Source organism: Brevundimonas sp. NPDC055812 (assembly GCF_053616535.1).
On record NZ_JBSHDX010000005.1, the window covers coordinates 32909 to 53623 of the forward strand.

General features: G+C 69.7%; 21 protein-coding genes. 12 read left to right on the forward strand and 9 right to left on the reverse strand.

The genetic code is table 11. From position 1 onward, the window contains the following. Nucleotides 1–16: 16 nt before the first annotated feature. The 4 genes from mutS to ACWGL1_RS09680 all read right to left on the reverse strand — a co-directional run bounded on the left by mutS (nt 17) and on the right by ACWGL1_RS09680 (nt 5057). Nucleotides 17–2710 carry a DNA mismatch repair protein MutS gene (gene mutS / locus ACWGL1_RS09665; RefSeq protein ID WP_452111874.1) on the reverse strand — a complete coding sequence of 898 codons (2694 nt, stop codon included), beginning with the start codon at nt 2708–2710 and terminating at the stop codon, nt 17–19. Nucleotides 2711–2805: 95 nt separating this feature from the next. Beyond that, the gene (locus ACWGL1_RS09670) at nt 2806–3705 is read right to left on the reverse strand and encodes an aldo/keto reductase (protein WP_338577382.1); all 900 of its coding nucleotides are present in this window, start codon (nt 3703–3705) and stop codon (nt 2806–2808) included. A gap of 69 nt (nt 3706–3774) precedes the next feature. Continuing rightward, nucleotides 3775–4407 (reverse strand): maleylacetoacetate isomerase, encoded by a 633-nt coding sequence (maiA, locus tag ACWGL1_RS09675; RefSeq protein ID WP_338577384.1) that lies wholly within the window; start codon nt 4405–4407, stop codon nt 3775–3777. Continuing rightward, on the reverse strand, nt 4404–5057 hold the full coding sequence (locus ACWGL1_RS09680; RefSeq protein ID WP_338577385.1) for a fumarylacetoacetate hydrolase family protein: 654 nt from the start codon (nt 5055–5057) through the stop codon (nt 4404–4406). The genes maiA and ACWGL1_RS09680 overlap by 4 nt, the downstream gene beginning before the upstream one ends. Nucleotides 5058–5215: 158 nt before the next feature. On the opposite strand from ACWGL1_RS09680, the gene ACWGL1_RS09685 reads away from it, so the two are divergent. The 3 genes from ACWGL1_RS09685 to ACWGL1_RS09695 all read left to right on the forward strand — a co-directional run bounded on the left by ACWGL1_RS09685 (nt 5216) and on the right by ACWGL1_RS09695 (nt 6240). Continuing rightward, a complete protein-coding gene (locus tag ACWGL1_RS09685; protein ID WP_291780689.1) occupies nt 5216–5560 on the forward strand; it encodes a glycine zipper domain-containing protein in 345 nt (114 codons plus the stop codon). Beyond that, nucleotides 5560–5958 carry a hypothetical protein gene (locus ACWGL1_RS09690; protein ID WP_291780686.1) on the forward strand — a complete coding sequence of 133 codons (399 nt, stop codon included), beginning with the start codon at nt 5560–5562 and terminating at the stop codon, nt 5956–5958. Before ACWGL1_RS09685 ends, ACWGL1_RS09690 begins: the two co-directional genes overlap by 1 nt. A 102-nt stretch (nt 5959–6060) precedes the next feature. Further along, nucleotides 6061–6240, forward strand: a complete 180-nt coding sequence (locus ACWGL1_RS09695; protein ID WP_003166483.1) for a DUF1328 domain-containing protein — start codon at nt 6061–6063, stop codon at nt 6238–6240. 69 nt (nt 6241–6309) lie between these two features. Here the strand turns inward: ACWGL1_RS09695 and ACWGL1_RS09700 are convergent, their stop codons facing one another. Together ACWGL1_RS09700 and ACWGL1_RS09705 are read right to left on the reverse strand one after the other, a co-directional pair. Further along, a complete protein-coding gene (locus ACWGL1_RS09700; RefSeq protein ID WP_291780682.1) occupies nt 6310–7098 on the reverse strand; it encodes a metallophosphoesterase family protein in 789 nt (262 codons plus the stop codon). Beyond that, nucleotides 7098–8072 (reverse strand): diacylglycerol/lipid kinase family protein, encoded by a 975-nt coding sequence (locus ACWGL1_RS09705; protein ID WP_452111875.1) that lies wholly within the window; start codon nt 8070–8072, stop codon nt 7098–7100. Before ACWGL1_RS09705 ends, ACWGL1_RS09700 begins: the two co-directional genes overlap by 1 nt. A gap of 155 nt (nt 8073–8227) precedes the next feature. Here ACWGL1_RS09705 and ACWGL1_RS09710 point away from each other — a divergent pair, with 155 nt between their 5' ends. The 4 genes from ACWGL1_RS09710 (at nt 8228) to ACWGL1_RS09725 (ending at nt 12183) form a co-directional block, all read left to right on the forward strand. Beyond that, the gene (locus tag ACWGL1_RS09710; protein ID WP_338577398.1) at nt 8228–8581 is read left to right on the forward strand and encodes a YMGG-like glycine zipper-containing protein; all 354 of its coding nucleotides are present in this window, start codon (nt 8228–8230) and stop codon (nt 8579–8581) included. A 126-nt stretch (nt 8582–8707) separates the two neighbouring features. Continuing rightward, nucleotides 8708–9163 carry an OmpA family protein gene (locus tag ACWGL1_RS09715; protein ID WP_291780673.1) on the forward strand — a complete coding sequence of 152 codons (456 nt, stop codon included), beginning with the start codon at nt 8708–8710 and terminating at the stop codon, nt 9161–9163. A 105-nt stretch (nt 9164–9268) separates the two neighbouring features. Beyond that, nucleotides 9269–11485, forward strand: a complete 2217-nt coding sequence (locus ACWGL1_RS09720; RefSeq protein ID WP_452111876.1) for a protein-disulfide reductase DsbD family protein — start codon at nt 9269–9271, stop codon at nt 11483–11485. A 23-nt stretch (nt 11486–11508) separates the two neighbouring features. Beyond that, entirely contained in the window at nt 11509–12183 is a 675-nt protein-coding gene (locus tag ACWGL1_RS09725; protein ID WP_312220043.1) for a thioredoxin family protein, read from the forward strand. 92 nt (nt 12184–12275) lie between these two features. Here the strand turns inward: ACWGL1_RS09725 and ACWGL1_RS09730 are convergent, their stop codons facing one another. After that, nucleotides 12276–12752, reverse strand: coding sequence for a hypothetical protein (locus ACWGL1_RS09730; RefSeq protein WP_338577403.1), 477 nt, complete (start codon nt 12750–12752; stop codon nt 12276–12278). A gap of 147 nt (nt 12753–12899) precedes the next feature. Between ACWGL1_RS09730 and pgi the strand changes: the two genes are divergently transcribed. Together pgi and ACWGL1_RS09740 are read left to right on the forward strand one after the other, a co-directional pair. Continuing rightward, the gene (gene pgi / locus ACWGL1_RS09735; RefSeq protein WP_452111877.1) at nt 12900–14510 is read left to right on the forward strand and encodes a glucose-6-phosphate isomerase; all 1611 of its coding nucleotides are present in this window, start codon (nt 12900–12902) and stop codon (nt 14508–14510) included. After that, complete coding sequence (locus ACWGL1_RS09740) at nt 14507–14899, forward strand: DUF4260 domain-containing protein (protein ID WP_452111878.1); 393 nt, start codon at nt 14507–14509, stop codon at nt 14897–14899. The genes pgi and ACWGL1_RS09740 overlap by 4 nt, the downstream gene beginning before the upstream one ends. Nucleotides 14900–14957: 58 nt before the next feature. Here the strand turns inward: ACWGL1_RS09740 and ACWGL1_RS09745 are convergent, their stop codons facing one another. Next, nucleotides 14958–15425: a hypothetical protein gene (locus ACWGL1_RS09745; protein WP_291780661.1), complete on the reverse strand. Its 468-nt coding sequence runs from the start codon at nt 15423–15425 to the stop codon at nt 14958–14960. Between the two features lie 239 nt (nt 15426–15664). Between ACWGL1_RS09745 and groES the strand changes: the two genes are divergently transcribed. Both groES and groL read left to right on the forward strand, forming a co-directional pair. Then, nucleotides 15665–15952 (forward strand): co-chaperone GroES, encoded by a 288-nt coding sequence (groES, locus tag ACWGL1_RS09750; RefSeq protein ID WP_003166488.1) that lies wholly within the window; start codon nt 15665–15667, stop codon nt 15950–15952. A gap of 58 nt (nt 15953–16010) precedes the next feature. Beyond that, nucleotides 16011–17657 (forward strand): chaperonin GroEL, encoded by a 1647-nt coding sequence (gene groL / locus ACWGL1_RS09755; RefSeq protein ID WP_291780652.1) that lies wholly within the window; start codon nt 16011–16013, stop codon nt 17655–17657. Between the two features lie 71 nt (nt 17658–17728). On the opposite strand, the gene ACWGL1_RS09760 is transcribed toward groL, so the two are convergent. Next, on the reverse strand, nt 17729–18673 hold the full coding sequence (locus ACWGL1_RS09760; RefSeq protein ID WP_452111879.1) for a LysR substrate-binding domain-containing protein: 945 nt from the start codon (nt 18671–18673) through the stop codon (nt 17729–17731). Between the two features lie 390 nt (nt 18674–19063). Between ACWGL1_RS09760 and ACWGL1_RS09765 the strand changes: the two genes are divergently transcribed. Further along, nucleotides 19064–20704 carry a leucyl aminopeptidase gene (locus ACWGL1_RS09765; RefSeq protein WP_452111880.1) on the forward strand — a complete coding sequence of 547 codons (1641 nt, stop codon included), beginning with the start codon at nt 19064–19066 and terminating at the stop codon, nt 20702–20704. Nucleotides 20705–20715 lie beyond the last annotated feature (11 nt).

The following is a 20715-nucleotide window of genomic DNA, read 5'->3' on the forward strand; positions in this document are numbered from 1 at the left end:
GCTCATCCCGGCGTCTTTAGCCCTTCGCCAAACCCTTCAGCCTATACAGCGCCTCCAGCGCCTCGCGCGGGGTCAGGTCGTCGGGATCGATGGCGGCGACGGCTTCGTCCAGCATGGACTTCATCGGCGGCGGGGGCGGTTCGGCCGCCGCGAACAGCGGCAGGTCGTCCAGACGCGCAGTCGCCGCCTTCTCATTCTCCAGCCGCTCCAGCACCTCGCGGGCGCGGCCGACGACCGCCGTCGGCACTCCGGCCAGACGCGCCACCTGCACGCCGTAGGACCGATCCGCCGCGCCGGGCGCCGCCTCGTGCAGGAAGACCAGTTCGCCGTTCCACTCGCGCGCCTTCATCGACAGGTTGCAGACGTGGTCGAGCCGTTCCTCGAGCTGGGCCAGCTCATGATAGTGGGTGGCGAACAGGGTCCGGGCGCGGTTGGTTTCGTGCAGGGCCTCGGCCGTGGCCCAGGCGATGGCCAGGCCGTCATAGGTGGCGGTGCCGCGCCCGATCTCGTCCAGAACGACGAAGCTGCGCCCGGTCGCCTGGGTCAGGATGGCGGCCGTCTCGACCATCTCCATCATGAAGGTGGAGCGGCCGCGCGCCAGATCGTCGCCCGCGCCGACGCGACTGAACAGACGGTCGACCACCCCCAGCCGCATCGACCGCGCCGGGACGAAGGCCCCGGCCTGCGCCAGCACCACCAGAAGCGCGTTCTGGCGCAGGAAGGTCGACTTACCCGCCATGTTCGGGCCGGTGACGATCGACAAGCGCGAGGCCCCGACGCCGTCGCCCGCCAGTTGGCAGTTGTTGGGGGTATAAGGTAGGCCCTGCGCCTTCACCGCCGCCTCGACCACCGGGTGGCGGCCCGCCTCGACGGCGAAACTCAAGGAATCATCGACGCTGGGGCGCACGGCCCCGACCTCTTCGGCCCATTCGGCCAAGGCGGCGTGAGCATCCAGTTCGGCAAGCGCCTCGGCCACGCCCTGCAACGGCCCGGCCAGACGCGCTGTCTCGCGGCGCCAGCCCTCGAAGGTCTCGGCCTCGATAGCGAGAGCGCGGTGCCCGGCCTGGCTGATTTTCGCGTCCAGCTCCGACAGCTCGACGGTGGTGAACCGCACCTGATTGGCCAGGGTCTGGCGGTGGATGAAGGGGCTGTCCGGTCCCGCCCGCAGCAGGGGCTCGGCCGCCTTGGCGCTGGCTTCAAGGAAGTAGCCGAGGACGGCGTTGTGGCGCACCTTGAAGGCGACGCCGCTATCGGCGACCGCCTTGGCTTCCAGTTCGGCGATGACCTTGCGGCTGTCGTCGCGCAGAGTACGGGCGGCGTCCAGTTCGGGCCGGTGGCCGGGGTTCACATAGCCGCCGTCGCGCGCCAGATGCGGCGGCTCGTCCATCAGACCGTCGGTCAGTTCGGCCAGCAGATGCGACAGGTCGCCCTCAAGCGCCAGCTGGTCCAGACAGGCGCTCACCCGCGCGGGCGGCCCGGCCAGCGGATCATTGGCCGAGGCGGCGAACAGGGCGCTCAGCCCCTCTGCCGTCTTCAAGCCCGAGCGGATCGCCGCCAGATCGCGCGGCCCGCCGCGCCCCAGCGCCAGACGCGAGGTCGCCCGCGCCACATCGGCCGAGGCGCGCAAGGCGTCCCGCAAGTTCCGTCGCAGATCACGCCGCTCCAGCAGCCACTCGACCGCATCCAGTCCGGCGTTGATCGCAGCCGGATCGCGCAAGGGCCGCGATATGCGCTCGGCCAGCGCCCGCGCCCCGCCCGAGGTCACGGTGCGGTCGATGGCGTGCAGCAGGGAGCCGTCGCGCTCGCCCCGCTGGGTGCGGTCGATTTCGAGGCTCAGACGCGTCGCCGGGTCGATGGCCAGAAAGCCGCTCTCGCCCGAACGGCGCGGCGGCGTCAGGGCGGGGATCTTGCCCGCCTGCGTCGTCTCCAGATAGGCGGCGATCAGGCCCAGAGCGGAAATCTCAGCCTCTTCAAAGGCGCCGAAGCCGTCCAGCGCCGAGACGCCGTAAAGCCGCTGGACCCGATCCTTCGCTCCGACCGGCTCGGCCAGGGCCTGGGGCATGGCCTGAACCACGCCGCCCGAGCCGTCCAGCGCGCCCTTCATCGTCTCGTCGGAGAACAGGCGGTCGGGGACCAGCACTTCGGACGGACGGAACGCCGCCAGCGCCGCGCCCAGATCAGACAGGTCGCAGGCGACCGAATCCACCACGCCCGCCGACAGCTCGACCACCGCCACGGCGGCCCTTCCTTTACGGATCGCCACGGCCGCCAGCCGGTTGGCGCCGCGCGCGTCCAGCAGCGTGTCCTCGGTCAGGGTGCCGGGCGTCACCACCCGCACGATGTCGCGGTGGACCACGGCCTTGGAGCCGCGCTTCTTGGCCTCTGCCGGGTCTTCCAGCTGTTCGCAGACGGCGACCTTGAAGCCCTGGCGGATCAGCCGCGCCAGATAGCCGTCCATGGCGTGGACCGGCACCCCGGCCATGGGGATGTCCTCGCCCTGATGCTTGCCCCGTTTGGTCAGGGCGATGCCCAGCGCCGCCGCCGCCTTCTGGGCGTCCTCGAAGAACAGCTCGTAGAAGTCGCCCATGCGGAAGAACAGCATGGCGTCCGGCTGGCCGGCCTTGACCGACAGATACTGGGCCATGACCGGCGTGGTTCCGGCGTCCGGCTTGAGGTCGGTTTTGGGCGGGTGGGAAAGCGGCGCGTTCATCTGGCCCGCAGGGTGGCGGATCGGGGCGGCGGCCTCAAGCGCGGGCGGCGTTCCTCATGCACAGGCGAAAGGCGACCTGTGGACAGCTTTGTGGATCAGGCCGCGCTGACCAGCCGCAGACGCGGGCGCGAGGCCAGGGCGGCGGGCGTCTCGTCCAGCGCCAAGGCGTCCCAGTCGATGTCGGGGCGCGGGGCGTGGGAGGCGGCGATGATGGCGCGCAGTTCGGCCGACGAAGCCACGCTGGCGATGACCGAAGCGACGCCCGGCAGGGTCAGGGCGTAGGCCAGGGCCGCCTGCATCGGATCGACGCGCGCCTCGGCCAGACGGCGACGCGTGCGCGACAGGGCCATGCCGTGAGCCGCCAGTTCGGGCGGCAGGCTGTCGCGGTTGGCGAACAGCAGCCCCTGGGCGAAGACCGAGGCCAGATGAACCTCGACGCCCTCGCTCGCCAGATCGGCGATGACGCCCGCGCGCGCCGCGCGCTGATCCAGGATGTTGCAGGTCAGCTGCACCACGTCCGGCTGGAACCGGCGGGCCAGCAGGCCGGGGCCGTCCTCGACCGTGGCGATGAAGCCGACCTTGCGGAAAATCCCGCGATCCTTCAGCGCCTGGAGGCGATCCCACAGGGCGCGGCCCTCGGCGCCCGCCAGATCGGCGGCGTTCTGCACCAGGACGGCGTCGCCGCGCGGCAGGCCCATGCGCTCCAGCGAGCGGCGGGCGCGCGCCTCGACCCGGTCCAGACCGTCGGCCAGGGGCACGGTGCGGACGGTGACCCGGAAGGGCGAAGGGAAGGGCCAGGCCTGACCCAGCATCCGCTCGACGTCGCCCTCAGGCCGGGTGGCGACCAGACCGACCCCGGCGTCGCCCGCAGTCTGCAGCAGGTGACGCGTCGCCTCCTCCCGCTGGCCGGGCGGCAGCGGACGGGACCGATCAGGCTCGACCACCAGGGCGATGGCGAGTTTGTCGGCCGGAGAGGGCGGAACGGCGAATCTCACGCCGCCACTTTCGCCGTCAAAGCTTAAGGGAGATTGACCGAAATCAAGGTCGTTGGTGAACGAAGACGCTTAATCCGCATCCGGCTGGTTTTCCGGCACGGCGGCGATGAAGGCCGGGTGAGCCTCTGCCCGCGCCTCGATCTCCAGCAGGCGCGGGAAGGCCGCCAGATCGACGTTGAACCGCCGCGCCGAATAGAGCTGCGGCATCAGGTAACAGTCCGCCAGGGTCGGCGTCGCGCCGAAGCACCAGCCCTCGCCGTGACGTACGACCAGAGCCTCCAGCGCCGTGAAGCCGTCGATGATCCATTGACCGGCCCAGGCGTCGACGCCCGCCTGATCGGCGCCCAGACCGCGCACGGCCTTCAGCACCCGCAGATTGTTGAGCGGATGGATGTCGCAGCCGATCAGCGCCGCCATGGCCCGCACCTGGGCGCGGCCCGCCGCGTCGCGCGGCAGCAGGGGCGGCTCGGGACGGGTCTCCTCCAGCCACTCCAGAATGGCGGGGCTCTGGGTCAGCACCACGCCGTCGTCCGTCTCCAGCGCCGGGACCAGGCCCTGCAAATTGAGCCGGAGGTAGGCTCCGGATTTCTGGGCGCCCGTGCGCAGGTCCAGCGCCGCCTGTCGATACTCGACCCCCTTCAGATTGAGGGCGATGCGGGTGCGATAGCTGGTGCCCGAGCGCCAGTAGCCGTGCAGGATCATGAGCGCACCGTGAAGCTGAGCGGCGGCAGGCCCGCGATGACCGCCTCGACCCGATCGCCGGGATTCAGCGGGCCGACGCCCTCGGGCGTGCCGGTGAAGATCAGGTCGCCGGGCTGGAGCGCCCACAGCTCCGCCGCCTTGGACAGGACGCCGTCGACGTCCCAGATCATGTCCGACAAGCGGCCCGACTGGCGGACGTCCCCGTTGACGCTCAGCTCGATGGCGGCGCCGGCGGCGGGCGGCGTCAGACTGAGCGCGCCGCAGGGCGCGGACTGATCGAACGCCTTGCCAGCCTCCCACGGCCGGCCCTTGGCCTTCGCCTCGGCCTGAAGATCGCGCCGCGTCAGATCGACGCCGACGGCCCAGCCGACCGGCCTGGCGTCTGCGCCCAGGGCTACGACCAGTTCGACCTCGTAATGCAGGTTCTGCGTCGCCGAGGGATAGGCCGGGTCGCTCCCATCGACGACCAGGGCGTCGGCCGGCTTGGCGAAGAAGAAGGGCGCGGGCTTGTCGGGATCGGCGCCCATCTCCCGGGCATGGGCGGCGTAATTCTGGCCCACGCACAGGATGCGGCGCACAGGCAGACGGCGAGAATCTCCGTCGATCGACAGGGACGGCGTCTGGGCGGGCGGGAACAGCCATTGGGTCATGACGCTGTTCTAGAAGCGCCGTGAACGGCGCGCCAGATCGGATTTTCGCCGCACGGCGCCCCATGCTGCATTGCAGGAACCTTGATCGTCGGTGTGGCGTTTCGGACAGGGCTTCTCTATTTAATCGTCAAGCTTACACAAGGAGCGGAGCGCGCATCATGGCCACGTCCAAGGCTCGTGAAGACATCAAGAACGACCTCAAGACCCTGAAGGAGGACCTCAAGGCCGGCGCCCGCGAGGAAACCCAGCGTCTGAAGGAAAAGGCCTCCGAGGCCGAAGCCCGCCTGCGCGAACAGGGCGACGAACTGCGCGAGAAGGCGCGCGGCTATTACGACACCGCCAAGGTGCGTGGCCGTGAATATTACGATGACGCCGCCGAGAAATTCGACGAGGCGCAGCGCTATGTCGTCGAGCGGGTGCAGGAACGCCCGATCCAGTCGACCGCCATTGCACTCGGCGTCGGCGTCGTCCTGGGTCTGCTGCTGGCCGGGCGTCGGCGCTGATGCTCGGGCGGGGGCTCATCAACCGCGCGGTGGCGACCTTCGTCGCCGCCGGCGCGGCCTTCGTGGCCATGGTCGCCCTGGGGGCGACGGTCTATTACCTGCTGCTGCTGGTCGTGCCGCCCGTGATCGCGGCCGCCCTGACCGCCCTGTTGTTCGCCCTGATCGCGGCCGTCGTCGCCCTGGTCTTCGTGCGCCGCGCGCGCGGCGACGATGAGGATGAAGAAGACGAGGAGCCGGAAGGCCTGGGCGCCCGCGCCCTGCACCTGTTCCAGCAGCGTCCGATCCTGGGCGCCGCAGCGGCTCTGGCCGGCGGCTTCATCTTCCTGCGCAATCCGGCCCTGGCCACCATGGTCGCGGCCGCCTTTACTGAAAAAAGCAGAGGACGCCGTCGGCGCTAAAGGAACGGCCAAGTCTCCGACGCGTTGGTTCAGGCAAGCGGCGTTGTCGACGGGAGGGGTCGAAAGCCCGCTCCTGTCAACACCTTACGGAGGGTATCGCCTATGCTTCGCTGGGCCATCATTTTCTTTATCATAGCCTTGGTCGCGGCCGTTCTCGGCTTCGGCGGCATCTCGGGCATGTCGTTTGAGATAGCCAAATTCATCGCCATCATCGCCGTCATCCTGTTCGTCGTCTCCCTGCTGGTGGGCGGCCTGAGAGGGCGCGGCGGGCCGCGCATCTAGCCGAGCCGGACGCATTGAAATCAGGGCCGCGACCAAGCCGTCGCGGCCCTTTTTCATGGTCTGAAACCCTCAGGCGCGGCGACGCGGCAGCCGCCAGGTCTGGTGATCGGCGAACCGATGTCCGTCCCAGGCCACGGCCGACACCGTCACCGTCTCGGCGTCCCATTCGATGCGGTTGAAGCTTGGGGGCGCCCCCCGCTCGCGATGCGACAGGGTTCCGCAGCCGACGGCATAGGAGCATTCGTCTCCGACCCCGATCGGCAGGGCGAAGGGCACATGGACATGACCGGTGACGACCAGGTCGACGCCCGCCTCAGCGAAGATGCGCGCCGCGCGCTCGCCGCGCTTGACCTCGCCCGTCATGGGCGCGCCGATCATCTCGACCAGGGGATGGTGGCAGGCCAGTATGCGAAGCGCGCCGTCGGGCGCCTGACGCAGAGCCTCCGCCGCGCGGCGCGTCTGATCCAGGTCGATGACGCCCTTGGACCAGTTGGGACGGGCCTGCCAGCCGCGCGCCGTCGTGACGCCCCGCACCATCAGGGCGTCGTGGCGGAACTCGTGATCATGGGCCGGATGGCCGGTCGCCTGTTCGAAGGCCCGCCACGGCCAGAACAGCCGCGCCATCACGTCCCAATAGGGCACGTCATGATTGCCCACGGTGACGAAGACCGGCTCGGGAAGGCCGCGGATCCAGTCGCCGGCCGCCGCAAATTCGCGCGGATAGCCTCTCTGGGTGATGTCGCCGGTGATCAGGATCAGATCGGCCCCGGCGGCGTGGGCGTAGTCGGCTGCGGCGGCCACCGCATGTTCATGCTCGCATCCGAAATGAACGTCCGAAAACTGGAGGACCAGACCCACTAGACGCTGTCCTCGCCGGCCGGAGGCTTGGGCGCCAGGGCCATGAAGGCGCGCGGTAGAAACCGCACCGCCGCCTCGCGACCCAGCAGCATCGGCTCGCCGTCGATCACGGCGGGAATGCGCGACCGGGCCTCCACCTCGATCCTGCGGGCGCCTCGGGTGGTGACGGTCGGATCCTGGCGCCAGTCGTCGAACAGGGCGTGCGCAGCCAGGCGGAAGGCCTGGGCCGCGTCGGCGGTGTTCATGGCCGCCGCCTCCAGCCCGTCGCACTTGTCCATCGCCTTGGAGATCAACGGGCTGATCAGCACCAGGGCCTCAGCCCTCTCCCGCTCGCTACCGTCCAGCGCATAGCGCACCCGGCCGGAAAAGGCCTTCTTCAGCGCGCGGCGGGCGTAGGTCCAGGCCATCTTCAACTTGCCTTCGCGGATGGCCTCGCGCGCCGGAGCCCACAAGGCGGGCGAGCCCAGGATCGCCGCGCAGTAGAAGGCCTCGCCCTCGACCTCGCCGCCGGCCACGGCCAGGGGGGCGCCCTCCTCCAGCGCGAGGCGCAGCGCCTTCTTCCAATCCCCCGTGCCGTAAAGCGCCTTGGGCAGCATGTTCATGGTGCCGCCGGGCAGGGGTGCGATCAGCGGCCCGTCGGACCCGGCGCGGGCGGCCACCGATCGCGCCGTCCCGTCGCCCGCCAGGATGAACAGGACGTCCGGACGCGCCTCCAGCGCCTCGCCGATCTGATCCGGGATCCGCGCCCCCTCCAGCACGACCACTTCGGCCTGAAGCGGATAGACGGCCAGAAGGGCGGCGGCCTCGTCGGCCGCCTGCGCCCCCACGCCGCCCGACAGCGGATTGACCAGGATGATGACCCGTTCCAGTCGGACCGCCTGCGTCAACGGTCGCGGCGTCTCATCCTGAGAGGCGGCGGCGGGGTCCAGGAGGTTCAGGAAATTCGGAGCGTCGTTTTGCGTGTCGGCTGTCATGGGCGGCGAACGTCTGCGCGGTCGGCCAGTTCCGCGCTCGCGGCCACGCGCTGGAATTTAAAGTGAAGCTTCGAGCGTTTTGCCTCGGAACCGCCCTCTTCGGGCTGCGTTATCGAAGCTTCAGGGGTGCCCCCTAAGGGATGAAGGACAGAACCATGAACAAGGCGATCATCGCCATCGCCGGCGCCGGACTTCTGGTGACCGCCTGCGCCAGCGACCCGTACTACGGCGGCGGCTACGGCTCGAACGAAACCGTCCGTCAAGGCGCCGTCGGCGCGGGCCTGGGCGCCGTGGCCGGCGCCATCATCGGCAACAACGTCGGCGGCGGCAACGCAGCCACGGGCGCGGCCATCGGCGCCCTGGCGGGCGGTGCGGCCGGCGCCATCCGCGGCTCGAACCAGGACCGCAACAACCAGCAGCGCTACCGCGACAACCAGGGGCGCTACTACTACTGCTACGATAACCGCCAGACCGAGTGCTACTGGGAGAACGGCCAACGCCGTTACTGATCCCGGCGTCTAGCCTCTGGCGCCCGAAGCGTTTTCGGGACAATCTGAAAGGGCGATCCGCATGGCGCGGGTCGCCCTTTTTGCTGGAGGGCGCGCGAGCCGCACGGCGCGCGCGAGGGGCCTGACATGAAGCTCATTTCCGCTGTCGTTCTGCTGACCGCCGGCCTGACCGTAGCCGGGTGCGCCGCCACCGGCGGCTACAAGAAGCGCAGCGACCTGGTCAGCGACCCGGCCGCCTGCGCCGACAAGCGGTTCGAAGTCTATTTCACGCCCGACCGCGCCACCCTGACCGACGCCGCCCGCCAGGCCATCGGCATGACCGCGACCCAGCTTCAGGGCTGCCAGATCAAGCACGTCAAGGTCACCGGCCTGGCCGACGCCCGCAGCGGCACGGCCGCCGCCAACCTGACCATTTCCGAACAACGGGCCCGCGCCGTCGCCGAAGCGCTGGCGGGCGCCGGCCTGCCCGCCCCGGCGTTCGACATCGAAGCGGCCGGCGCCGAGGGCGCGCTCGTCGGCGGCGTCAACGACCCTCTGCGTCGCCGCACCGAGGTGCTGATCGAGGTCGCCGCCCCGCGCTGACCCCGCCAGACAGCCGGCTGCGGCCCGCCGTCGCGGGGCGTGGCTAGGCGGGGCCTGAGGGTCTAAGGTCGCGCCTTTCCCCTGGTTCTGCTTCCGGCGTCGCCCTTGCGCATCCTGCTTCTTCTCCTGACCTGGTTCGTCCTCGCCCTGCCGGCGACGGCGTCCGCGTCCCCGTCCCCGTCCGAGGCCGCCCTGCGCGAGGCCCTGGCCGCCGGCGCCGCGCCCGCCAGAGGGGAGGCCGTCGCGCCTGGTCCCCAGCGCACCGAAAGGATCGAGGCCGAACTCGTCCCCATGGGAGCCTGGGCGACCCCGGGCTCGACCGCTGTCGTCGCCATCCGCCAGAAGATTGAGCCCGGCTGGCACACCTATTGGCGCAACCAGGGCGATTCCGGCGGCCCGACGACCCTGACCTGGGCCCTGCCGACCGGCCTGAAGCCAGGCGACATCCTGTGGCCCCTGCCCGAGCGCCAGCGGCTGCAGAGCCTGATGAACTACGGCTATTCGGGCACGGTCTTCCTGCCCGTGCCGATCAAGATTCCCGCCGACGCCCAGCCCGGCCGGAGCCTGCCTCTGCGCGTCACCGCCCATTTCTACGTCTGCAGCGACGAGATGTGCGTGCCCGAAGACCTCGACCTGGCGCTCGATCTGCCGGTGCGCGACGGCGCCGCGCCGCTGGACGCCCGCTTCGGCCAGGCGATCCAGGACGTCGTCGCCGACGCCCCGCGCCCCGCCGGGATCGAGGCCCGCGCCGCCCTGGTCGACGGCAGGCTGACCCTGACGGCCGTCGGCGGCCCGCTGACCGGCGCCGCGCCGAAATGGGCCTATTTCTATCCGTTCGAAGGCGGCGTGATCGACCACGCGGCCGCCCAATCCGGCGAACGCGGCCCGCAAGGCCTGACCGTCAGCGTCCCCGCGGGGCGCGGCCTGACGACCAACGGGCTGAACGGGCCGATCGGCGGCGTCCTGTCGACCGATCTGGGCGCCTGGGAGATCACGGCCGAACCCGGCGCGGCCCTGGCCGGCGTCGCGGGCGAGGGCGCCATCGGCGACGGCGAGGGCGTTCAGGCCGCAGCGACCGCGCCGACCGGGTTCGCCGACTTCGGCAAGGCGGCGTTGTTCGCCCTGCTGGGCGGGCTGATCCTGAATCTGATGCCCTGCGTCTTCCCCATACTGGCGATGAAGGCCGCCTCGCTCAGCCGCGCCGCCCATGAACCGGTCGAAGCCCGCCGCGACGGTCTGGCCTTCCTGGCCGGGGTGCTGGCGACCTTCCTCGTCCTGGCCGGGGCGCTGCTGGCCCTGCGGGCGGGCGGTCAGGCCCTGGGATGGGGCTTCCAGCTGCAGTCGCCGGGCGTTGTGGCCGCCCTGGCCCTGCTGATGCTGGCGGTGGCGCTGAATCTGTCGGGCGTCTTCCACGTCGGCGCAGGCCTGCAAGGCGCCGGACACGGCCCGCTGGCGCGCCTGCCCGGCGCAGCGGGCGCCTTCTTCACCGGCGTGCTGGCCGTGGTCGTCGCCGCGCCGTGCACCGCCCCCTTCATGGCCTTTGCGCTCGGCGCGGCCCTGTTCATGCCCTGGCCCATGGCCCTGTCGGTCTTCCTGATGCTGGGGCTGGGCCTGGCCCTGCCCTATGTGCTGATCAGCCTCAATCCGCGCCTGCTGGCCCGCTTGCCCAAGCCCGGCCCGTGGATGGAGACGCTGCGCAATCTGCTGGCCTTCCCCATGTACGGCGCCGCCCTGTGGCTGGCCTGGGTCTATGGCCGCCAGACCGCCGACGCCCTGGCTCTACTGTTCGGCGCCGGACTGATGCTGGCCCTGGCGCTATGGCTCTACGGCCGCTTCCAGGCCGCCGCGCCGGGCAAGGGGCGGGCTGCGGGGATCGCCGCCCTCCTGGCCCTGATCGCGGCCCTGGGCTTCGGCGTCCTGGCCGGAAAGGCCGCGCCCGCCGCGTCGGACGGCGACAGCGCCTCGACCCGCCTGCCCTCCCAGCCCTGGTCCGAACAGGCGGTGAAGGCCGCCCTGGCCGAGGGACGGCCCGTCCTGGTCAACTTCACCGCCGACTGGTGCGTGACCTGCAAGCTCAACGAGGGCGCCGCCCTGTCCTCGACCCGCACGACTGAGGCGCTGGAGCAGGCGAACGCCGTCTATCTGGTCGGCGACTGGACGCGCCGCGACGACGCCATCACCGCCGAGCTGCAACGCCACGGCCGCTCGGGCGTGCCCCTCTACCTCGTTTATGCGCCGGGCCGGGCCGAGCCGCGCATCCTGCCGCAATTGCTGACCGAGGGCGTCGCCGTCGACGCCCTGAAGGACGCCGCCGACCGCTGACTTTTCATCCCAAGGAGACCGCCATGTTCCGCCTGCTGACCGCCGCCTCCGCCTCTCTTCTGCTGCTCGCCGCCTGCCAGCAGCAACCCGCCGCATCGCCGGAGCGGTCCGAGACCGCCGCTGTCGCCCCCGAGGCGATCGAAGCGCCAGCCCCCGGCGAAACGGCCCCCGCCTTCACCCTGGTCGACGCCGAGGGACATCAGCGATCGCTGGCCGACTTCCGCGGCAAGACGGTCGTTCTGGAATGGACCAACGAAGGCTGTCCCTTCGTGAAGAAGCACTACAGCGGAGCCATGCAGGCCCTGCAGCGCGAGGCGACCGCCGACGGCGTGGTCTGGCTGACCATCATCTCCTCGTCGCCCGGAACCCAGGGCTTCGTCGAGGGGGAGGAAGCGCAAGCCTGGAAGGCCAAGCACCAGGCCGCCTTCACCCATCTGTTGCTGGATCCGACCGGCGAGGTGGGCAAGCGCTACGACGCCAAGACCACGCCCGACATGCGGATCATCGACCCCGAGGGGCGGCTGATCTATGTCGGCGGCATCGACGATCGGCCGACCAACAAGGTGGAAGATCTGGACGGCGCCAACAACTTCGTTCGCGCCGCCCTGGCCGACGCCAAGGCCGGCCGCGCGGTCCAGACCGCCTACGCCGCGCCCTACGGCTGCGCCATCAAATACCCCGAGACCGTGGAGGGCTGAGGATTCCTCGCGGAAACCAACCTCCCCTAATCGGGCCCCAAGTCGCGCAAAGCGCGGCAGGCCCAAGAACAGAATCAGGCCTCAGCCGGCGGCTACGCCGCGGGCTGAGGGGGCGAGGTGATGACCTCGACGTTGTCGTTCAGCAGATAGGACAGCTCGTCGAGCGCCAGCTTGCGTGCAGCCGCATCGGGCGCCGTCTCCACCGCCGCGACCTTGACCGGGATGTCTTCAGAAATGCCGCGCAGGATGCACTTCAGGTCGTTATCCGTGCCGCGTTCCTTGAGGATCAGATGCCCCTGCATGTCGCGCTGGGCCAGATCCGTCGCCTGGGTCTTGAACGCCGCATAGGCCGCGCCGGTGAAGAAGCCGGCCCGGTCCGCCTCGCCCGAGGCCATCCAGCCGTCGACGATCGACTTCAGGGCGCCCGACCGGGCGACCAGATCGGCGAACAGGGGCTCCTGGGCCACCGAGACCGGCGCGGCGGGCGCCACCGGCGGCAGGGCCGCCGCTTCGGCGACGGCGGGATCGGCCAGCATCAGGGCGACAGCGAGGGCTATTCCGCAGGACATGGCGTGCCTTTCACAAGGGAGCGGGCCGCGGCGCTTCCAAAGGAAACCCTTGTTGACCCGATCCTGGATTGAACTCTTCTCGGCCTGAGCCGTACACCAGAGCCTGCAAGCGTCGGGCCAACCGCACCGAACCGCCATGGGGAGACGATGATGCCGCACGCCGCCGCCTGGGCCGAACTCGAAGCCGCCGCCCGCCGGGACGCCGGCGCCCGCATCCAGGATCAGTTCGCCGCCGACCCGGATCGTCTGGCGCGGCTGACGCTGGAGGCGGCCGGCCTGCATATCGACCTGTCGAAGCAAAGCTGGACCCGCGCCGGCCTGGACGCAGCCCTGGCCCTGGCGCGCGCCTGCGACGTGGAGGGCCGCCGCACGGCCCTGTTCAACGGCGAGGCCGTCAATCTGACCGAGGGCCGTGCAGTGCTGCACCCGGCCTTGCGCGCGGCGAACGGCGCGGACTTCCAAGCCCTGGGCGAGCCGGTCTCGGCCGAGGTCGAGGCCGTTCGCGCCGAAATGAAGACCTATGCCGAAGCGGTGCGGTCCGGAAATGAGACAGGCGCGACCGGGCGCGCCATCCGGACGGTGCTCCATATCGGCATCGGCGGCTCCGATCTGGGTCCTCGACTGATCTGGGACGCCCTGCGCCCGCTTGATCCGGCCATCGACCTGCGCTTCGTCGCCAACATCGATCCGCGCGACATGGCCGAGGCCCTGATCGGACTGGAGCCCGAGACGACCCTGATCGTCGTCGTCTCCAAGACCTTCACCACCCAGGAAACCCTGACCAACGCCGAGGCCGCCAAGGCGTGGCTGGCCGCCGCCCTGCCCGCCGAGGGGATGGCCAGACATTTCATCGGCGTGACCGCCGCGCCGGACAAGGCGACGGCCTTCGGATGCGGCCGCACCTTCGCCTTCAGGGACTGGGTCGGCGGCCGCTATTCCCTGTGGTCGGCGGTCAGCCTGTCCTGCGTCATCGGCCTGGGCTGGGAGGCGTTCCAGGAATTCCTCGGCGGCGCCGCCGCACTGGACCGGCATTTCCTCGAGGCGCCGCTGGAGAGGAACGGGCCGGTGCTCATGGCGCTGGCCGACATCTACAATGTGGACGGCCTGAACCGCCCGGCGCGCAGCGTCGCGCCCTACGCCCACGCCCTGCGTCGCCTGCCCGCCTTCCTGCAGCAGTTGGAGATGGAGTCGAACGGCAAGCGGGTGCGCCGCGACGGCTCGCCCGTCGGTCGCCAGACCTGTCCCGTCGTTTTCGGCGAACCCGGCTCCAACGGCCAGCACGCCTTCTTCCAGCAGTTGCATCAGGGACCGCAGGTCGTTCCCCTCGACTTCGTCATCGTCGGCCGCACCTGCGAGGACGCGTCTTCGACGCCGCTTTGGGCCAACGCCCTGGCCCAGGCCCAGGCCCTGATGCAGGGCAAGACCGAGGGCCAGGCTCGCGCCGAACTGCTCGCCTCGGGCGCATCCGAGGCCGAGGCCGACCGTCTGGCGCCGCACAAGACCTTCCCCGGCGACCGCCCGTCGACGGCCATCCTGATGGAAGCGCTGACGCCCCGTTCCCTCGGGGCCCTGATCGCCCTTTATGAGCACAAGACCTTCGTCGAAGGCGCCCTGTGGGACATCAACAGTTTCGATCAATGGGGGGTGGAGCTCGGCAAGGCCCTGGCCAAGGCCGTGCTCAAGGACGCCCAAGCCGGCGCGCCTTCCTCTAACCTCGACCCTTCGACAGCCGACCTGCTGCGACGATTGACGGCGTGACCGTCGTCGCCCCCGCCTGGCAGAGGCTCGAGGGTCTGGCCCTGCTCGCCCTCTCCGCCCTGGCCTATGGGCGTTTCGGCCAGGAGGGCGGAGGTTGGGGGTTGTTCGCCATTCTCTTCCTGGCGCCGGACCTATCCTTCGCCGGCTACCTGGCCGGGCCGCGCGTCGGGGCCTGGAGCTATAATCTGGCGCACAGCCTGATCGGTCCGCTGCTGCTGGCCGGCGCGGGCTTGCTGATCTCCGCGCCGTCGGCGATCGCGCTCAGCCTGATCTGGCTGGCGCATATCGGCTTCGATCGTGCGCTCGGCTATGGCCTGAAGTCTCCGCAAGCCTTCGAGGTCACTCACCTGGGCCTCATCGGCAAGGCGCGCAAAGCTCAATCCGACTGAATCCTCCATGAAAAAGGCCCGGTCGCGAAACCGGGCCTTTCTTCATCTCGCCGTTCGCCTACCAGCGACGGTCATAGCGGTAGTCGCGATCGCGGCGGTTCTGATAGCTGCGCCACTCGCCGTGGTTCCGCCAGTAACGACCGTCGCGGTAATAGCGGCCGTTGTTGCGCTCGTAACGGCCGTTGTAATAGCCGTCGCGGCTGTTGATGCCGTGTTCGCGCTCCCAGTGGCCCTGGTTCCGGTAGCAGCGACCGCCGCGGTAATAGCTGCAGTCGTCGTTGCTCGAGGACGAGGCCGCGCCGAGGGCCGCACCCGCCAGGGCGCCGCCCGCGACATAACGTCCGTCGCCCTGGCCGATCAGGGCGCCGGCCACGCCGCCGACAACAGCGCCAAGGACGGCGTCACGGCCGGTATTGTCGCGATCGCGGTCGCGATAGTTCTGGGCCGCGGCCGGAGTCGTGGCCAGCATCGTCACAACCAGAGCAGGGGCGATAGCGCCCGCGCCGATCTTGAACAGGGTCTTCATGGCGGGCTCCTTTCGAAAGCCGGTTGATCCGTTGTCCCCTCTTTAGCGAAGCCTGTCTGAACGACCCCGGGGGCGCCCGTTCATTTTCGCTTCATCAAGGCGCCGAATTTCAGTCCGCCTCGCCCTTGACGCCCCCCGCCCCCCTGCCTAACTCCCCGGTCGTTAGCACTCGGGGAGGGCGACTGCCAAAGTCGTGGGCTCCGAGGGCTGGAACCAACATCCTAACGGGAGTTACTCAGATGGCGTTTCGTCCGCTCGGCGACCGCGTGCTGGTCAAGCGCGTTGAAGAAGAATCCAAGACCAAGGGCGGGATCATCATCCCCGATACGGCCAAGGAAAAGCCCCAGGAAGGCGAAGTCGTCGCCGTGGGCCCCGGCGTCCGTGACGAAGACGGCAAGTTCGTCGCCCTGGAACTGAAGGCCGGCGACCGCGTCCTGTTCGGCAAGTGGTCGGGCAGCGAAGTGAAGATCGACGGTGAAGACCTGATCATCATGAAGGAATCCGACGTCCTGGGCGTGCTGTCGTAAGACGCGTCCTGGGTTTCCGGAATTCTAACGTAAAATCTTATAGATAGGAGCAGCCCGCATGGCCGCTAAAATCGTAAAGTTCAACACCGACGCTCGCGACAAGATGCTGAAGGGCGTCAACGTCCTGGCTGACGCCGTCAAGGTGACCCTGGGTCCGAAGGGCCGCAACGTCGTGATCCAGAAGTCCTTCGGCGCCCCGCGCTCGACCAAGGACGGCGTCTCGGTGGCCAAGGAAATCGAGCTGGAAGACGCCTTCGAGAACATGGGCGCCCAGATGATCCGCGAAGTCGCTTCCAAGGCGAACGACAAGGCGGGCGACGGCACCACCACCGCCACCGTCCTGGCCCAGGCCATCGTTCAGGAAGGCCTGAAGGCCGTGGCCGCCGGCATGAACCCGATGGACCTGAAGCGCGGCATCGACAAGGCTGTCGAAGCGGTGCTGGAAGAGATCAAGTCGAACTCCAAGCCGGTCTCCAACAACTCGGAAATCGCCCAGGTCGGCACCATCTCGGCCAACGGCGACGCTGAAATCGGCGACCTGATCGCCCAGGCCATGGCCAAGGTCGGCAACGAAGGCGTCATCACCGTCGAAGAAGCCAAGACCGCCGAAACCACCGTCGACATCGTCGAAGGGATGCAGTTCGACCGCGGCTACCTGTCGCCCTACTTCATCACCAACCCGGACAAGATGGAGGTCTCCCTCGAAGAACCGCTCATCCTGCTCCACGAGAAGAAGCTGACCTCGCTCCAGCCCATGCTGCCGGTGCTGGAAGCCGTGGTTCAGTCGGGCCGTCCCCTGCTGATCATCGCCGAGGACATCGAAGGCGAAGCCCTGGCGACCCTGGTCGTCAACAAGCTGCGCGGCGGCCTGCGCGTCGCCGCCGTCAAGGCTCCGGGCTTCGGCGATCGCCGCAAGGCCATGCTGGAAGACATCGCCATCCTGACCGGCGGCCAGGTCATCTCTGAAGACCTCGGCATCAAGCTGGAAACGGTCACGCTCGACATGCTGGGCAAGGCCAAGAAGGTCCAGATCACCAAGGACGACACCACCATCGTCGAAGGTTCGGGCGAGAAGGACGGCATCGAGGCCCGCGTCGGCCAGATCAAGCGCCAGATCGAGGACACCACCTCGGACTACGACCGCGAGAAGCTGCAGGAACGTCTGGCCAAGCTGGCCGGCGGCGTCGCCGTCCTGCGCGTCGGCGGCTCGACCGAAGTCGAAGTGAAGGAAAAGAAGGACCGCGTCGACGACGCCCTGAACGCAACCCGCGCCGCTGCCGATGAAGGCATCGTCCCGGGCGGCGGCGTGGCCCTGCTGAAGGCCTCCAAGGTGCTGGACGGTCTGAAAGGCGACAACGCCGATCAGAACGCCGGCGTCAACATCGTCCGCCGCGCCCTGCAGGCTCCGATCCGTCAGATCTCGGAAAACTCGGGCGTCGAAGGCTCGATCGTGGTCGGCAAGGTGCTGGAGTCGGCCAAGGCCGAGTTCGGCTTCAACGCCCAGACGGAACAGTATGGCGACCTGGTGGAAATGGGCGTCATCGACCCGGCCAAGGTCGTCCGTTCGGCTCTGGCCTCGGCCGGTTCGGTCGCGGGCATCATGATCACGACCGAAGCCGCCATCGCCGACGCGCCGAAGAAGGCTTCGGCCGGCGGCGCGCCCGACATGGGCGGCATGGGCGGTATGGGCGGCATGGACTTCTAAGGAAGTCCGGCAACTCAAAGCTCAGACGACGGAGGGGCGGGATCGAAAGGTCCCGCCCTTTCTTTTTGGCGCTAGGTTCCCGCCTCACCCACCTCGCGTCCCGCCAGCCGCGCGCCTTCGACCACCGCCGGGTCGGCGCGGGCCGTGTCCAGAATCCAGTCACGGAAGCGGGCGATCTTGGGGACCAGGCGTCGGCCCGACGGGTAACAGAGCCAATAACCCTCGGCCAGGGCGACGGTCTGATGGAACGGCCGGACCAGCAAGCCGCGCTCCAGCTCGCGGCCGTAAAGGATGGGCGAGCCCAGGGCCACGCCCTGATCGCCCAAAGCCGCCGCCACCTCCATCGCCTGATTGTCGGCGGTCAGCCTGGGCGGCGCTCCGGCGTCAGCGGGCGCCACGGCGGCGGCGGCGAACCAAGCGGCCCATTCGCGGGGCTCTCCGATCAGATGGGCGCGCTTCAGATCGGCAGGCGACTTCAGCTCCAGCCGGTCGCTCAGGGCCGGAGTGCAGACCGGCGTGAAGACGGCCGGCATCAGAAAGCGGCTTTCCAGCCCCGGCCACCGGCCCGAGCCGAAGCGCAAGGCCACGTCCAGCCCGTCCGCGCCCAGATTGGACAGTATGGAACTGGTGTCGACCCGCACGGCCAGGTCGGGATTGGCCAACTGGAACGCGCCCAGCCGCGTCGCCAGCCATTGGGTCGCCATGGTCTGCAGCGTCGTGACGGCCAATACGCCCTGGTCCGCCTCAACCACCTCGGCCACCGCCCGCCTCAGCAAGGTCATCGCCTCGGTCGCGGCCGTAGCCAGTCGCTCGCCCTCGGGCGTCAGGGCCACCTGCCGCGTGCCGCGCGTGAACAGGGGCCGCTCGAGCCGTTGCTCCAGGTCGCGGATGCGCCAGCTGACCGCCGCCTGGCTCATGCCGAGAGCCTCAGCTGCGCGAGTGAAGCTGAGCAGGCGCGCCGCCGCCTCGAACACGCGAAGGGCGTCGACCGGAATACGGGAAAGGGGATCGGACATAAGTCAGCCTTATGAATCGGCGTCATCGTCTCGTTTGTGACCCGGCGCACCATGCGCCATCCTGACCTTCTCAGAAAGGAGGACGAAGTCATGGACCACATCTACCGCACTCATAAGGAACCCGCGTGGGGCTGGATCGGCGCCCTGCTCGACGCGCGCCGCCTTTCACGCCGAGAGACCGGCGAAGTCCGCCTCAGGGCCCGACCCTGCCCGGCGCCCCCGCGTCGGGCGGCCTGCTGACGGCCGCCGTTCCGCCGGGCGCGACCCCAAGCGCGCGACAAGCGCGACAAGGCGTCGCGCCCGGTTCCCTTCAGCCGGCGGAACAGTTGCCCCGGCGCGATACGACCGCCCATAAAGGCGCCTTCATCGTCACAGAGGGGGCCCTGATCGATGCGCCGCACCACCCGTATTCCGTCCTTCGCCGCCGCCGCGTTGATCGCCGCCGCCGGTCTGAGCGTCGCCGTTCCGGCTGAGGCCCAAGCGCGCCGCGCGGCGCCGACCGCCGAGCACGCCGACTGGCCCGCGCGCGCTGCGCCCGCACAGGCGCGCGCCGTGACCTTCGCCGCCGCCGCTTCGCCATCGGGCTCCCTCGTCTTGCCGCTGGGCTCGGAAGCTGATCTGGCCGCGCGCGGCGCAGCTCTGGACGCCGGAACGCGTCAGGCGATCGCCGCAGCCCTGAGCGCCGCACGTTTCGACTACAAGGCGCGCCAGACCCTGAGCCTGCACGGCGTCGGCGGCTGGGACCGCATCCTGATCGTCGGTCTGGGCGAAGCGCCCAAGGCCGCAGACGTCCAGACCGCCGGGATCGTCGCGGGCCGCGTGCTGAACAGCCAGCCGGGCACCCTGACCGCCCTGACCTCGGGCCTGTCGGCGGATATGGCCTCTGAACTGGCGACTGGCTTGGGCATCGGCCACTACCGCTCGGACCTGTATGTCACCACCGGTCGCGACCGCGCGGCGCCCGGCGCCCTGACCGTTGTGGCCGATGACGCCGCGAACGCCCAGGCGCACTATCGTCGCGGCGCGGCCCTGGTCGAAGCCATGGCCTGGACCCGCGACGTGTCCAACGAGCCGGCCAACGTCGTCTATCCCGAAAGCTTCGTCGAGCGCGCCCGCGCCGCCTTCGCCGGCGTGCCGGGGGTCGAGATCACCGAACTGGACGTGCCAGCCATGCAGCGCCTGGGCATGGGCGCCCTGCTGGGCGTCGGCCAAGGCTCCAGCCGCCCGCCGCGCCTTCTGGTCGTGCGTTATCGCGGACAGGGCGCTGCGACCGACGGTCCGATCGCCCTGCTGGGCAAGGGCATCACCTTCGATTCGGGCGGCCTCTCGCTGAAGCCCGGCTCGGGCATGGGCAATATGAAGATGGACATGTCCGGCGCCGCCAGCGTCGTCGGCGCGGTCCTGGCCCTGGCCAAGGGCGGCGCGCCGGTGGACGTGGTCGCCGTCGCCGCCCTGGCCGAGAACATGCCCGACGGCGGCGGCATCCGCCCGGCCGACGTCCTGACCGCCATGAACGGCAAGACCATCGAGATCATCTCGACCGACGCCGAAGGCCGTCTGGTTCTTGCCGACGCCGTGGTCTGGGCCGACACGACGCTGAACCCGGCCGCCATCGTCGACGTGGCGACCCTGACCGGCGCGGTCGGCGGCGCGTTGGGCGGCGACTATGCGGGCCTGTTCAGCCGCCACGACGCCCTGTCCGATCAGTTGAAGGCCGCTGGAGACGCCACCGGCGAAACCCTGTGGCGTCTGCCGTTGCATCCCAACTATGTGCGGGCGACCTCTTCGACCATCGCCGACATCAAGAACTCGGGCGAGGGCGGCGCCGGCGCGGGCACCGGCGCTCACTTCATCGGCTATTTCGCGCGGCCGGAGACGCCCTGGGCGCACCTGGACATCGCCAATATGGCCTTCGGCGCCGCCAACGACGTCAAGCCGGCCGGTTCGGCGGGCTACAGCGTGCGCCTGCTGGAGCGCTTCGTGCGCGACTTCCAGCCGGTGGCGAAGGAGAAGGGCGCGGGCGGCTACTGAAGCCGCCCCCC